This window comes from Paraburkholderia sp. 2C, from assembly GCF_054589215.1.
The window spans coordinates 51435-64576 of record NZ_BAAILL010000080.1; the positions used below are offsets into that span (position 1 = coordinate 51435).

The window sequence follows — 13142 nt, forward strand, 5'->3', positions numbered from 1 at the left end:
CATCGCATCAACGACGATACGGGGACTTCGCTCATGGACACATCCACCGCCCGCCGCAATATCCTCGCGCGCATCCGCGCGGCGCAGGGTCGCGCGCCTGAACCGGCCGCCAGCGAGCGCGAAGCGGTAGAGGCCTACATGGCAAGCCACCCGCGCGGCCCGCGGCCGCCGTTGCCGGACGATCTCGTCGCGTGCTTTGTCGAGCGCGCACAGTCGATGGCAAGCACGGTCGATACCGTCGATGCGCTCGCCGACGTTCCCGCCGCGGCGTTCCGGTATCTGTGCGAGCAGGGTTTGCCCATGCAGGCGATTGCGTGGCAGACGCTGCAGCACATGCAATGGGCCGAAGCGGGCGTGACCGTCGAATTCCGCAAGCCCGTCGACGCCGACAAGGTGGGCCTCACGGGTTGCTATTGCGCCATCGCCGAGACCGGCACGCTGGTTCTGCTGTCGGGTGCCGAAACGTATGCGTCGGCGGGCTTGTTGCCCGAAACGCATATTGCGATCGTGCCTGCGTCGCGTATCGTCGGCTGCCACGAAGATGTCTTCGATCTCGCGCGCACCGAACTCGGCGGCGAGTTGCCGCGCGCAACGAACTTCGTGTCGGGGCCGTCGCGTACGGCCGATATCGAACAGTCGGTGGTTCTCGGCGCGCATGGCCCGTATCGCGTGCATGCGATCGTCGTACGTGGCGCGTAAGCGTTTGTTTGCTTCATTGGTTGCCGCCGTGCTAACCGCGCGAGCGGCCTTGGCGGCCTTATTGGGCACACTCGCCGCTGCACCCGTTGCCCGACCCTTTGTCCTACCCCTTGCCCGACCCCTTGCCGCGCTCGGCATCGCATTCGCCGCATGGCCGCAGCACGCATTCGCTGCGAGTGTCGACGGCGCCGCACTATCGGCGTGGTGGGGCCTGCCGTTCGCGTGCATGCTGCTGTCGATCGCGGTTTTTCCGCTCGTCGCGTCGTCGTTCTGGCATCGCCATTTCGGCAAGATTTCGGCCGGCTGGGCGCTTGCGCTGCTCGTGCCGTTTGCCGTCGCGTTTGGCCCCGGCGCCGCGTTCGGCACGCTGATACACGCGGTCGTCGAAGAGTACCTGCCGTTTATCGTGCTGCTCGCCACGCTTTACACCGTCGCGGGCGGTATCTGCATCAACGGCAATCTGCACGGCTCACCGCGACTCAATACGGCCTTGCTCGCGCTTGGCACGCTGCTCGCGAGCATCATGGGTACGACTGGCGCGGCGATGCTGCTGATTCGTCCGTTGCTGCGCGCGAACGATAACCGCAAGCACGCCGTGCACGTGGTGGTGTTCTTTATATTTCTGGTCGCGAATGCCGGCGGCTCGCTGTCGCCGTTGGGCGATCCGCCGCTGTTCCTCGGCTTTCTGAACGGCGTAAGTTTTTTTTGGACTACGGTGCATCTTGCGCTGCCGATGCTTTTTGTCTGCGCGGTGCTGCTCGCGGTGTTCTACACGCTCGATTCGTACTATTTCCGTCGCGGCAGCAGCGACAGCGGCGGCGGCGAAGCGCGCAAGCCGTTCCTCGACCCGACGCCCGATTCTCGCTTATGCTTCATCGACGGCAAGATCAACTTCGTGCTGCTTGCGCTGGTGATCGCGCTCGTGTTGATGAGCGGCCTGTGGAAGCCCGGCATCGCGTTCGATCTGTCCGGCGCGCGCGTCGAGCTGCAGAACGCGGTGCGAGACGCGGCGCTGATCGTCGTTGCGCTTGCGTCGCTTGCGCTTACGCCGCGTTCGGCGCGTGCGGGCAACGCATTCGACTGGGCGCCGATCGAGGAAGTCGCGAAGCTGTTCGCGGGCATCTTCGTGACGATCGTGCCGGTCATCATGATGCTGCGCGCGGGCGAAGCGGGCGCGTTGGCGGGCATCGTGCATCTGGTCAACGATGCCGGCGGCGAACCGCGCAATGCGATGTACTTCTGGGCGACGGGCCTGCTGTCGTCGTTCCTCGACAATGCGCCGACCTACCTCGTGTTCTTCAATCTGGCGGGCGGCGATGCGCAGCATCTGATGACCGCGGGCGCGTCGACGCTCGCGGCGATCTCGGCCGGTGCGGTGTTTATGGGCGCGAACAGCTATATCGGTAACGCGCCCAATTTCATGGTGAAGGCCATCGCGGAATCGCGCGGTGTGCGGATGCCCGGCTTCTTCGCGTACCTCGCGTGGTCGGGCGCGATACTCATACCGGTGTTTATCGCGATGACGTGGTTGTTTTTCTGACGCGGTTTGCAGCGCGTGCATCGTTTTGGCAATCACTGAACGGTCGTGGCGCCGCGCGTTATTCGGAGAATGCGGAAAATGGCAAAGCAAAAAATTCTGGTTGCGCGTCCGATCTTTCCGGACGTGATCGATCGGCTCAAGCAGCATTTCGACGTCGACTGGAACAATGGCGATGTGCTCGGCAACGACGAACTGTTGAAACGCCTCGCGGATAAAGACGGCGCGCTGACGGCCGGCGAGCCGATCGGCGCCGCGACGTTCGCGGCCGCGCCGCGCCTGCGCGTCGTGTCGAATATGGCGGTCGGCTTCAACAACTTCGATATGGCCGCGTTCAACGCGGCGCACGTGCTCGGCACGAACACGCCCGATGTGCTCAACGAAACGACGGCCGACTTCGGCTGGGCGCTGATGATGGCGACCGCGCGCCGCGTGACCGAATCGGAGCACTGGCTGCGCGCGGGCCACTGGAAGAAGTGGGGCTACGACAGCTTTCTCGGCGCCGACGTCTATGGCTCGACGCTCGGTGTGATCGGCATGGGCCGCATCGGCCAGGCGCTCGCGCGCCGCGCGCGCGGCTTCAACATGCAGGTCATTTACCACAACCGGTCGCGCGTCGCGCCGGAGATCGAAGCGGAGCTGAACGCGCAGTACGTATCGAAGGAAGAACTGCTGAAGCGTGCCGATCACGTCGTGCTCGTGCTGCCGTACAGCGCCGCAAGTCATCACACGATCGGCGCAGCCGAACTCGCGCAGATGAAGCCGACCGCGACGCTGACCAATGTCGCCCGCGGCGGTATCGTCGACGATGCGGCGTTGGCCGAAGCGCTGCGCGCCAGACGCATTGCGGCCGCGGGCCTCGATGTGTTCGAAGGCGAACCGCGTGTGAATCCGGCGCTGCTCACCGTGCCGAATATCGTGCTCACGCCGCATATCGCAAGCGCGACCGAATCGACGCGCCGCGCGATGGCCAATCTCGCCGCCGACAACCTGATTGCCGGGCTTGGTGAAGGTCCGCGCGCCGGTCAGCCGCCGAATCCGATCAACCCGGATGTGCTCGGGAAGGCGCGTTCATGATCACTGCATTGCTGGCGGCAGTCGTCGTTCTCGCGGTCGCGCTGGTGATTGCGCTCGTCGTGTTGATGCGCGCCGGCTCGCAAGCGCGCGACGGCAATCGTTTCGACGAGCTGAGCGGGCGCATCGCGTCGAGCGCCGATGCCCAGACGCGCGAGTTCGAACGCGTCGAGCGCGAGCTGCGCAACGACATCACCGAATCGGCGCGTGTGTCGCGTACCGAACTCGCGGGCGGCTTCTCGCAGTTCCAGCAGACGCTCGCCGCGCAATTCACGAGCATGACGAGCGTGCAAAGCGGCAAGATCGACGGCTTCGCGCAGCAACTCGTGAAGCTAACCGAAACCAATGCGCAGCAGCTCGACGCGGTGCGGCAGAGCCTGCAGTTGCAGGCGCAACAGGCGCGCGACGAGCAGGGCAGTACGTTGAAACGCTTCGGCGACACGCTTACGCAACAGCTCGCGCAAATGACCGAAGCGAACGATCGGCGCTTTGCCGAAGTGCGCGCAACGATCGAGCAGCGTCTGAAGGATATCGAAGCGAACAACGCGACGAAGCTCGAAGAGATGCGTCGCACCGTCGACGAAAAGCTGCACGCCACGCTCGAGCAGCGCCTTGGCGAATCGTTCAAGCTCGTGTCGGAGCGGCTCGAGCAGGTGCATCGCGGGCTCGGCGAAATGCAGACGCTCGCGGCCGGTGTCGGCGACCTGAAGAAGGTGCTGACCAATGTGAAGACGCGCGGCACGTGGGGCGAAGTGCAGCTCGAAGCCTTGCTCGAGCAGATGCTGACGGCGGACCAGTACGCGAAGAACGTCGCGACGAAGCCGAAGAGCGCGGAGCGCGTCGAGTTCGCGATCCGGCTGCCCGGCAGGTCATCGGCCGATGGCGCCGCGGAACCGGTCTGGCTGCCGATCGATGCGAAGTTCCCGCGCGAAGACTACGAGCGTCTGATCGAAGCGCAGGAGCGCGCGGACCCGGTGGCGGTCGAAGAGGCCTCGCGCGCGCTCGAGGCGCGCATTCGCGGCGAGGCGCGCACGATTGCCGAGAAGTACGTCGCGCCGCCGCACACCACGGATTTCGCGCTGCTGTTCCTGCCGACCGAAGGGCTCTACGCGGAAGTGTTGCGCAGGCCGGGATTGACCGACCTGCTGCAGCGCGACTATCGCGTGACCGTCGCTGGCCCGACGACGCTGACTGCGTTACTGAACAGCCTGCAGATGGGCTTTCGCACGCTCGCGATCGAGAAACGTTCGAGCGAAGTGTGGCAGGTGCTCGGCGCGGTGAAGACCGAGTTCGGTCAGTTCGGCGATGTGCTCGCGAAGACCAAAGCGCAACTGGAAACGGTGACGCGCTCGATCGAAAAAGCGGAAGTGCGCACGCGCGCAATGAACCGCAAGCTGCGCGATGTCGAAGCGTTGCCGGGAGAAGAGGCGCGCGAACTGCTTGGCGACGCGTTGTCCGGGTCGGACGCCGACGAGCCCTGAACAGGCGGGGGCGGCGCTTCTTCGTTACTTCACGCGGCTACTTCTGTGCCGCTACTTCTGTGCGGCACCCGCCGCAAGCTGCTCGAGCGCATCGCCGGTCATCCGCACGATGCGCCAGTCGGGCAGCACGTTCGCGCCCATTCTTTCGTAGAAGTCGATCGCCGTCTGGTTCCAGTCGAGCACCGACCATTCGAAGCGTCCGCATTGCCGCTCGACCGCGATGGCCGCGAGACGCCTCAGCATGGCCGAGCCGAGTCCGCTGCCACGCTGCGACGGCTGCACGTACAGATCTTCGAGATATAACCCGCGGCGGCCGAGGAAGGTCGAGTAGTTATGGAAGAACAGCGCGTAGCCGACGATGCGGCCGTCGTGCTGCGCGACGAGCGCTTCCGCCGACGGTCGCGCGCCGAACAGCGCATCGTGCAAGTCCGCGTCGGTCGCGACAAACAGATGCGTGAGCTTCTCGTATTCGGCGAGCTCGTACATCAACGCACGCATCGCGCCGACGTCGGCGGGCGTCGCCGCGCGAATTGCCGACGATGTCATTACGCTTCCTCGGGCACGTCGCTCAACTGGATCTCGATGCCGCCGAAGCGCGACGCGACCCAGTTATACGCGTGACAGGCAATCCACAGCAGGACGAAGCCGAGAATCGCGTTGAGCAGCAGCGCGCTGAAAACGGTGGAGAGTTCGACCGAGCCGTAGCGGATAAACGCGACGAGCACGCCGAGCAGCACGATCGGCACGCTGAACGTCAGATAGACGAGGATCAGCGCCTTGGCGGTTTGTCCCGGTGCGATGGACGAGATCTGTTTTTTCATTGAGGTCGTACCCGTGAGTCGCGTAGTGAGCAATGTAGTCAGCCTTGTTTTTGGCGCGCGTTTTGATCGCAAATTTATACGCAAATGCGCGTGTGTCAGATTAAACCGTCGAACAGCATGATTTCGACAGTGTCGCCCGCGTCGACGTCCGGCTGGTCATGCGCGAGCACGATAAAACAATTCGCTTCGCTCATCGAACTCAGTACGCCCGAGCCTTGCGAGCCGGTGGGGGTGACGTGCCAGCGGCCGTCGGCGGCACGCCGCGCGGTGCCGCGCTGAAATTCGGTGCGGCCGGGACGCTTGCGGATCGATATGGACGATGTTGCGTGCAGCACGGGCGCGGGCTGTAACGTGGCGCCCGCCATGGTCAGCAGTGCATCGCGCACGATCTGATAGAACGTCACCATCACCGCGACCGGATTGCCCGGCAAGCCGAAGAAGAGCGCCGGGTCGCCGACGCCGGCGCGGCCGCCGGACCACACGCGGCCGAACGCCATCGGCCGGCCCGGACGCATCGCGAGGCTCCAGAACGCGACGTCGCCGAGCGAGCGCGAAAGCTGCTTCGTCAAATCCGCGTCGCCGACCGATACGCCGCCCGACGTCAGAATTGCGTCAGCGCTTGCGGCGGCGGTCAGCAACGCTTTCTCGAGCGCCGCGGGTTCGTCGCGCACCACACCGAGGTCGATCGCATCGAAGTGAAGGCGGCGCAGCATCGCAAGCAGCGTATAGCGGTTGCTGTCGTAGACGCAGCCGGGCTCGAGCGGTTGACCGATCGAGCGCAGCTCGTCGCCGGTCGAAAAGAAGGCGACGCGCAGCCGGCGGCGCACCGCGACTTCGCCAATGCCGAGCGACGCTAGCAGACCGAGATCGGACGCACGCAGAATGCGCCCCGCGCGCACGGCTGGCGCGCCCTGTGCAAGGTCTTCGCCCGCGCGGCGCCGGTTCGAGCCGGCGCGCAGCGCGGCGGCGGCAAAGCGGATCGAGCGGCCGTCGCCCGCTGCCTGTACCTCTTGCACCTGTTCTTGCGGCACGACCGTATCGCAGCCGGCCGGCATCAGCGCGCCGGTCATCACGCGCACACATTGGGCGGCGTCGATGTTTCCGGTGAACGGATGGCCGGCGAGCGCCTTGCCGGCCACCTCGAGCGAGATCGACCCGTCAGGCTGCGGCGCCGCGGCAAGCGCCGCGCCATCGAACGCATAACCGTCCATCGCCGAGTTGTCGTATGCCGGCACATCGATCGGCGACACGATGTCTTCCGCGAGCACGCGATCGAGTGCGTCGGACAGCGTCACGCGTTCGGCCGCGACGATCGGCGTCGCCCACTGGCGCACAATCGCCTGCGCGGCCGAAACCGGCAAAGCTTGAGGATCGAACTGCGCGACGCAGCGTGAAAGTTCGTTGGACGTGGTCATGAATCGGGAGAGGTCGCGACCGGATGCGGGTCCGGCAGGGGCCGGACGATCGCGGCAGAGACAGCAGAAAGCGGGCGCCCGCCGCCCTCACTGTTGTTCGAGGTCGGCCAGTTCTTGCAAAGAATTGACATTGTAAAACGCGCGTTCATCGGCAAAAGCGACTTCGACGGTCTTGTGGCGCGCGTACCACGCGCGCACCTTGCGCTCGCCCGCGGCGAGAAAGGCCGCGAGGTCGTCGGCAAGGGTCGTGCGCATGAGCGCGAAGACCGGGTGTATCGATACTTCGTGCTGCGCGTTGCGCGTGGCGACGGTCGCGATATCGGCGTGTTCCGCATCGAGCGCATCGGCAAGGCGCGCGGCGAGGTCGACGGGCAGCGCGGGCGTGTCGCACGGAGCGCTCAGCATAAAGCCTGTGCGCGCGGCGCGCAGGCCGGCGAGCAAACCCGCGAGCGGGCCCGGGAAGTCGGGCAGCGTATCGGCGATGACTGTCGCGTTGAACGGCGCACCGAGTTCGGCATAGCGCGACGCGTTGCGGTTCGCGCTGATCAGCAGCGCGCCGGTTTGCGGCGCGAGGCGCGTCATCACATGCAGCGCGAGCGGGTCGCCGCGCAGCACCTGGAGTCCCTTGTCGACGCCGCCCATGCGCATGCCGCGGCCGCCTGCGAGCAGGAGGCCGGTGATCTGGTCGGTCGGGATCGGCATGGGCGCGGTCGAGAGTGGATGACGTGGGGCAGGGTGCGGGGGCGGTCGGTCGCGGTGTGGCCGCCGGCGCGCCGTGATTGTGCCGCTAGCCGCCGATGTATGACATCTCGACGCGCCGCTCGGCCGCGTCGGCTTGCCGTGCCGCCTGCGCGCTGCCGCGCAGCTGTGAATAGCGGTCCGCGCGCGCTTCCCAGATATGCGCAATCGCAGTCGTGATTTCGTCGTCGCTCGAGCCGTTGCGCAACAGCGCGCGCAGATCGTGTCCATTGGACGCGAAGAGGCACAGATACACCTTGCCTTCGGTCGACAGCCGGGCGCGCGTGCAGGTGCCGCAGAACGCGCGCGTGACGCTCGAGATCACGCCGATCTCGCCGCCGCCGTCCGCGTAACCCCAGCGCTGCGCGGTTTCGGCCGCGCTGTGCGCCTCGAGCGGCACGAGTGGAAAATGCCCGGCGATGCGCGCCACCACCTCGGCCGACGGCAGCACTTCGGCCATGTTCCAGCCGTTCGAGGTGCCGACGTCCATGTATTCGATAAAGCGCAGCACCGCGCCGCTGCCTTTGAAATGACGCGCCATCGGCACGATCTCGGTGTCGTTCGTGCCGCGCTTGACGACCATGTTCACCTTCACGGGCGCAAGGCCGATCGATTGCGCGACTTCGATGCCGGCCAGCACGTCTTCAACCGCGAAGTCGGCGTCGTTCATCTTGCGAAACAGCGCGTCGTCGAGCGCGTCGAGGCTGACCGTCACGCGCTTCAGGCCCGCGTCCTTGAGGCTTTGAGCCTTGCGCGCGAGCAGCGAGCCGTTGGTGGTCAGGGTGAGATCGAGCGGTCGGCCGGCGGGCGTCGTCAGGTTCGCGAGGCGCTCGATCAGGAATTCGATGTTCTTGCGCAGCAGCGGTTCGCCGCCGGTCAGGCGGATCTTTTCGACGCCCTGTGCGACGAAAAGCCGCGCGACGCGTTCGATTTCCTCGAAGGTCAAGAGCGCGCTGTGCGGCAGGAACGGGTAGTCCTTGTCGAACACCGACCGCGGCATGCAGTAGATGCAGCGGAAGTTGCAGCGGTCCGTGACCGAAATGCGCAAATCGCGCAGCGGCCGCGACAGCGTGTCGCGCAGCTCGCCGCGTGGCGCTTGCGCAGGACCGGAAAACACCGGCACTGCGCTGACGTCGGTCAGGGGAATGATGCGTCGGGACATGGTTCGAATATTGAGATCCAAGGCTTCATTCTAACGGAACGCTTCTTTTCCCTCGATTCGGGTAATGCCTGCTGATTGTGAAAAAGCCCGCCGATGGGGCGGGCTTTGGGGTGCGGGGCGCTTGGGGTAGCCGATTGGTCGTCGGTCGGCCGTCGTCGGTAGACGATTGGCCGCCGATCGGTGCGTCGATGCGGCCCCGATAAGCAGGGGCCGCGTCAGACGAAGCGTGGCACAGCCTTACTGCGGGTGCTTCACCGTTTCCACCTGCTGCATCGGCGTCGTATCGACCGGCGGCAGCGCCTTGCGCTCGCGCGGGGCACGCACCGGCGGCACGACCTGCGCGGCCGCTTGCTGGGCAGCGCGCAGCTTGTCTGCATCGGTGTTCACCCAGACGAGGCCCACGCCTTCGAGCATCGACTGCAACGCTTGCTGCGACACGGCGCCCGCGGCGTGCGTGCCGTTTGCGCGTGCTGCTGCCTGCTGTGCGGCGGGCGGCTGTTGGTAAGCGGCGACGCTGGCTGGGCTCGGAGCGGCGGTGCTTGCCGCTACGGGCTCGGGCGCTGGGACAGTTGCCGGTGCGCGCACAACGGGTTCGACCGTCGTTTGTGCCGGTTCGGCGGCTTCGAAGGCTTCCGTACGCGGCGCTTCGACTTGCTGCGGCGCGCTCGTGTAGGCCGGTGCCGCGGGCTGCTGCACGACGGGTTCGACATAAGCCGGCGCGGCCGCGGCCGGCTGCGATACGGGCTGAGTCGCTGCCGGACTCGACGGTTCGATTGCGGCCTCTACGGCCGGAGCCGGGGCCGGTGCGGCTTGGGCGGGCGCGGGTGCTGCATCGGCGTTTTGCGGCGCGGCCGGCGGCGCACCAAACGCGGCAGCCGGAGCGGCCCCGGTGTGCGAAGCAGCCGCTGGTGCCGGTGCAAGCGGCGCCTCTGTAGCCGACGGCTGCGCTGGTACGTACGTCGCTGCCGGCTCGCTGGCAAGCGGCGCCGGCTGCGCGGCTACCGGTTCCACGTGCTGAACCGTCGCGGCCTTTTCGGCTGCGAGCGGCGGCGTTTCGCTGGCCGGCTGCAGTTCGGTGACGACGTGCGATTGCGTCGCGACTGCCGCGACGACCACTTCCACCGTTTCTGCCGGCTGCTGCTGCGCTTCATGACGCCCCGCGTGCGCCGGTGCGCGCACCGGCGCTTCCGCCGGCACGCTCGCGCTGTCGCCTTCCGCTTCGGCGACGTCGGCAGCCGTGTTGACGTTGACGCCTTCCTCTTCACGCTCACGACGGCCGCCACGACGGCCGCGGCGGCGCCGGCGGCGTTCTTCGCCGTCACGCGCGACTTCCTGCTCGGCCGGGAGGGTGTCTCCCATCAGGTTCGCTTGCGCCTGTGCGGCCGTATCCGCGGCCTGCGCCTCGGTCTGGCTCAGTGCGTCGGCATTCTCCTGCTGACGGCGACGCTCGCCGCGCTCGACGCGGTCCGGGCGCTCCCGGCGCTCGCCACGATCCTGACGCTCGCCGCGTGCGACGGCTTCCGCCGTATCGACGCGCTCAGCCGCGCGGTCCTGACCGCGTTCCGCGCGCTCGACGCGGTTCTCGCGCGAGTCGCGGCCTTCACGGCCCTCGCGATTGTCGCCGCGGTTGTCCCGGTTGTCCCGGGCGTCCCGGTTTTCGCGGTTATCCCGGTTTTCGCGCTCGCGGCCCTCACGCGGCTCGCGACCTTCACGACCTTCGCGCGTGTCGCGTCCGTCCCGGCCGCCACGTGTCTCGCGCGCCTCGCGCGATTCACGCTCCTCGCGACGCGGTTGCTGGCCCTGACGGCCGCCGGCCGCGGCGCCTTCGCCGCGCGTGACCTTATCGCGTGCCGCGCCGCCGCGGCGGTTGCGATCGCCGCCGCGCTCGCCGTTGCGTTCACCCGTGCGTTCGCCACGTTCGGCGCGCTCGCCGCGTGCCGGACGCGTGGCCTTTTCCGCCGGAGCCGGCTGTGCGACCGGCGCCGCCGGCTGCATGCCGAACAGGCCCTTGAGCCAGCCGATAAAGCCGCCCGAAGCCGGCGTCACCGCAACCGGCGCCGGCGTGGCCGCAGCCGTTCGCACCGGTGCGCTCGGCGCGGGCTTTTCGGGCGTAATGCCCTTCACCGCCGCTTCCTGCTTCGGCTTCACCTCTTCGGTGCGCTTGCTGTAACCGGTTTCCGATTCGAGCTCGCGCGCTGCTTCCTCGGCCATCTTCCACGACGCGCGCGGGTCGTCGAGGCGCGCATCGTCGTGACGCAGACGCTCGAGCTTGTAGTGCGGCGTGTCGAGGTGCTTGTTCGGCACGAGCACCACGTTGACCTTGAAGCGCGACTCGATCTTGTTGATTTCCGAGCGCTTTTCGTTGAGCAGGAAGGCGGTCACCTCGACCGGCACCTGGCAGTGGATCGCCGCGGTGTTTTCCTTCATCGCTTCTTCCTGAATGATCCGCAGCACTTGCAGCGCGGACGATTCGGTATCGCGGATATGGCCCGTGCCGTTGCAGCGCGGGCAGGTCACATGGCTGCCTTCCGACAGCGCCGGGCGCAGCCGCTGGCGCGACAGTTCCATCAGGCCGAAGCGCGAGATCTTGCCCATCTGCACACGCGCACGGTCGTGCTTGAGCGCGTCTTTCAGGCGCTGCTCGACTTCGCGCTGGCTCTTGGCCGACTCCATGTCGATAAAGTCGATCACGATCAGGCCGCCGAGGTCGCGCAGACGCAACTGGCGCGCGACTTCGTCGGCGGCTTCGAGGTTCGTGCGCGCTGCCGTTTCCTCGATGTCGGCGCCCTTGGTGGCGCGCGCCGAGTTCACGTCGATCGCGACGAGCGCCTCGGTGTGGTCGATCACGATCGCGCCGCCCGACGGCAGCGGCACCGTGCGCGAGTACGCGGTTTCGATCTGATGCTCGATCTGGAAGCGCGAGAAGAGCGGGACGTCGTCGTGGTAGCGCTTCACCTTGCTGACGTTGTCCGGCATCACGATGTCCATGAAGGCGCGGGCCTGGTCATGGATTTCGGTCGTATCGATGAGGATTTCGCCGATATCGGGCTGGAAATAGTCGCGAATCGCGCGGATCACGAGGCTCGATTCGAGATAGATCAGCATCGGCGTGCCGGGCTGGCCGCTTTGCGAAGCCGCCTCGATCGCACGCCAGAGCTGCATCAGGTAGTTCAGGTCCCACTGCAGTTCTTCGGCGCTGCGGCCGATGCCGGCCGTGCGCGCGATGATGCTCATGCCCTCGGGCAGTTGCAGCTGCGCCATCGTTTCGCGCAGTTCCTGGCGGTCGTCGCCCTCGATGCGGCGCGAGACGCCGCCGCCGCGCGGGTTGTTCGGCATCAGAACCAGATAGCGGCCGGCGAGCGAGATAAACGTGGTGAGGGCCGCGCCCTTGTTGCCGCGCTCTTCCTTTTCGACCTGAACGATCAGTTCCTGGCCTTCCTTCAATGCATCCTGGATGCGCGCGGAGCGCATTTCGACGCCGTCGCGGAAGTACTGGCGGGCGACTTCCTTGAACGGCAGGAAGCCGTGGCGGTCTTCGCCGTAGTTGACGAAACAGGCTTCGAGCGACGGCTCGATGCGCGTGACGATGCCCTTGTAGATATTGCCTTTGCGCTGTTCGCGGCCGGCGGTTTCGATATCGATGTCGATGAGTTTTTGCCCATCGACGATGGCGACGCGCAATTCTTCCTGCTGCGTCGCATTGAACAGCATGCGTTTCATTGAACGGCTCCAGAGCGGCTTTGCGTGGCCTGGCATCCGGCGAATCGCGAGGTGCAACTGATTGCAACCAGTTGCAAACCGGGCGTCGGACGACAGGCGGCGGCACGCCGCGCCTTATTGTGTTTTCACAAGCACGCTGGAGCGGGAAAAGTGGCGGGAGAATTGCCTTAAGAGGGCGCCGTCCGCAACAAAGGACAAGGACGACTGCCGCAGGGCACATGCGAACACGGCTTCAAATAAACGGCGCGACACGTCAGAGCCCGGCCGACCGTCTGCCTGTGCCTTCATCCATTCCCACCGGCGCGCCAACTGGGCGCGTGACCGGACGGGCGAAGGCTGCGGTCTAACGCATGGGATTCGCTATGCATCGCGATGTCCCGCTCTAAGCTGTCTCGCCTGATTTTTTGACGTCGCCAAGTCCTGCATTTCCTCGCAGGACGCCATGGGCGCTCGCCGTATTTTCGCCACCGGCGCGCCTCGCATCGAAGCGAGGCG

Annotated in this window: 10 protein-coding genes; 4 read left to right on the top strand and 6 right to left on the bottom strand. The window is 66.4% G+C overall.

Annotation, left to right across the window (positions count from 1 at the left end):
• The first annotated feature begins 33 nt into the window (after positions 1-33).
• The 4 genes from ACYPXD_RS33440 to ACYPXD_RS33455 all read left to right on the top strand — a co-directional run bounded on the left by ACYPXD_RS33440 (position 34) and on the right by ACYPXD_RS33455 (position 4791).
• Positions 34-699, top strand: coding sequence for a LutC/YkgG family protein (locus ACYPXD_RS33440; RefSeq protein ID WP_459722642.1), 666 nt, complete (start codon positions 34-36; stop codon positions 697-699).
• Positions 674-2239: a sodium:proton antiporter gene (locus tag ACYPXD_RS33445; protein ID WP_459722645.1), complete on the top strand. Its 1566-nt coding sequence runs from the start codon at positions 674-676 to the stop codon at positions 2237-2239. The genes ACYPXD_RS33440 and ACYPXD_RS33445 overlap by 26 nt, the downstream gene beginning before the upstream one ends.
• A 78-nt stretch (positions 2240-2317) precedes the next feature.
• On the top strand, positions 2318-3313 hold the full coding sequence (locus ACYPXD_RS33450; RefSeq protein WP_459722648.1) for a 2-hydroxyacid dehydrogenase: 996 nt from the start codon (positions 2318-2320) through the stop codon (positions 3311-3313).
• A complete protein-coding gene (locus tag ACYPXD_RS33455) occupies positions 3310-4791 on the top strand; it encodes a DNA recombination protein RmuC (protein WP_459722651.1) in 1482 nt (493 codons plus the stop codon). Before ACYPXD_RS33450 ends, ACYPXD_RS33455 begins: the two co-directional genes overlap by 4 nt.
• Before the next feature lie 51 nt (positions 4792-4842).
• Here the strand turns inward: ACYPXD_RS33455 and ACYPXD_RS33460 are convergent, their stop codons facing one another.
• The 6 genes from ACYPXD_RS33460 to ACYPXD_RS33485 all read right to left on the bottom strand — a co-directional run bounded on the left by ACYPXD_RS33460 (position 4843) and on the right by ACYPXD_RS33485 (position 12647).
• Positions 4843-5337: an N-acetyltransferase family protein gene (locus ACYPXD_RS33460; protein ID WP_459722654.1), complete on the bottom strand. Its 495-nt coding sequence runs from the start codon at positions 5335-5337 to the stop codon at positions 4843-4845.
• Positions 5337-5612 (bottom strand): hypothetical protein, encoded by a 276-nt coding sequence (locus ACYPXD_RS33465; RefSeq protein WP_075157757.1) that lies wholly within the window; start codon positions 5610-5612, stop codon positions 5337-5339. Before ACYPXD_RS33465 ends, ACYPXD_RS33460 begins: the two co-directional genes overlap by 1 nt.
• Positions 5613-5707: 95 nt before the next feature.
• Positions 5708-7027, bottom strand: coding sequence for a molybdopterin molybdotransferase MoeA (moeA, locus tag ACYPXD_RS33470; protein WP_459722660.1), 1320 nt, complete (start codon positions 7025-7027; stop codon positions 5708-5710).
• Between the two features lie 87 nt (positions 7028-7114).
• Positions 7115-7729: a molybdenum cofactor guanylyltransferase MobA gene (gene mobA / locus ACYPXD_RS33475; protein ID WP_459722663.1), complete on the bottom strand. Its 615-nt coding sequence runs from the start codon at positions 7727-7729 to the stop codon at positions 7115-7117.
• 85 nt (positions 7730-7814) lie between these two features.
• A complete protein-coding gene (gene moaA, locus ACYPXD_RS33480; RefSeq protein WP_459722669.1) occupies positions 7815-8927 on the bottom strand; it encodes a GTP 3',8-cyclase MoaA in 1113 nt (370 codons plus the stop codon).
• A 237-nt stretch (positions 8928-9164) separates the two neighbouring features.
• Positions 9165-12647, bottom strand: a complete 3483-nt coding sequence (locus ACYPXD_RS33485) for an Rne/Rng family ribonuclease (RefSeq protein ID WP_459722673.1) — start codon at positions 12645-12647, stop codon at positions 9165-9167.
• Positions 12648-13142: the final 495 nt, after the last annotated feature.

Bases quoted from the DNA above. Each gene is read 5' to 3' on its own strand.
- ACYPXD_RS33440 (WP_459722642.1), top strand. From the start codon at position 34: ATGGACACATCCACCGCCCGCCGCAATATCCTCGCGCGCATCCGCGCG.
- ACYPXD_RS33445 (WP_459722645.1), top strand. From the start codon at position 674: ATGCGATCGTCGTACGTGGCGCGTAAGCGTTTGTTTGCTTCATTGGTT.
- ACYPXD_RS33450 (WP_459722648.1), top strand. From the start codon at position 2,318: ATGGCAAAGCAAAAAATTCTGGTTGCGCGTCCGATCTTTCCGGACGTG.
- ACYPXD_RS33455 (WP_459722651.1), top strand. From the start codon at position 3,310: ATGATCACTGCATTGCTGGCGGCAGTCGTCGTTCTCGCGGTCGCGCTG.
- ACYPXD_RS33460 (WP_459722654.1), bottom strand. From the start codon at position 5,337: ATGACATCGTCGGCAATTCGCGCGGCGACGCCCGCCGACGTCGGCGCG.
- ACYPXD_RS33465 (WP_075157757.1), bottom strand. From the start codon at position 5,612: ATGAAAAAACAGATCTCGTCCATCGCACCGGGACAAACCGCCAAGGCG.
- moeA (WP_459722660.1), bottom strand. From the start codon at position 7,027: ATGACCACGTCCAACGAACTTTCACGCTGCGTCGCGCAGTTCGATCCT.
- mobA (WP_459722663.1), bottom strand. From the start codon at position 7,729: ATGCCGATCCCGACCGACCAGATCACCGGCCTCCTGCTCGCAGGCGGC.
- moaA (WP_459722669.1), bottom strand. From the start codon at position 8,927: ATGTCCCGACGCATCATTCCCCTGACCGACGTCAGCGCAGTGCCGGTG.
- ACYPXD_RS33485 (WP_459722673.1), bottom strand. From the start codon at position 12,647: ATGAAACGCATGCTGTTCAATGCGACGCAGCAGGAAGAATTGCGCGTC.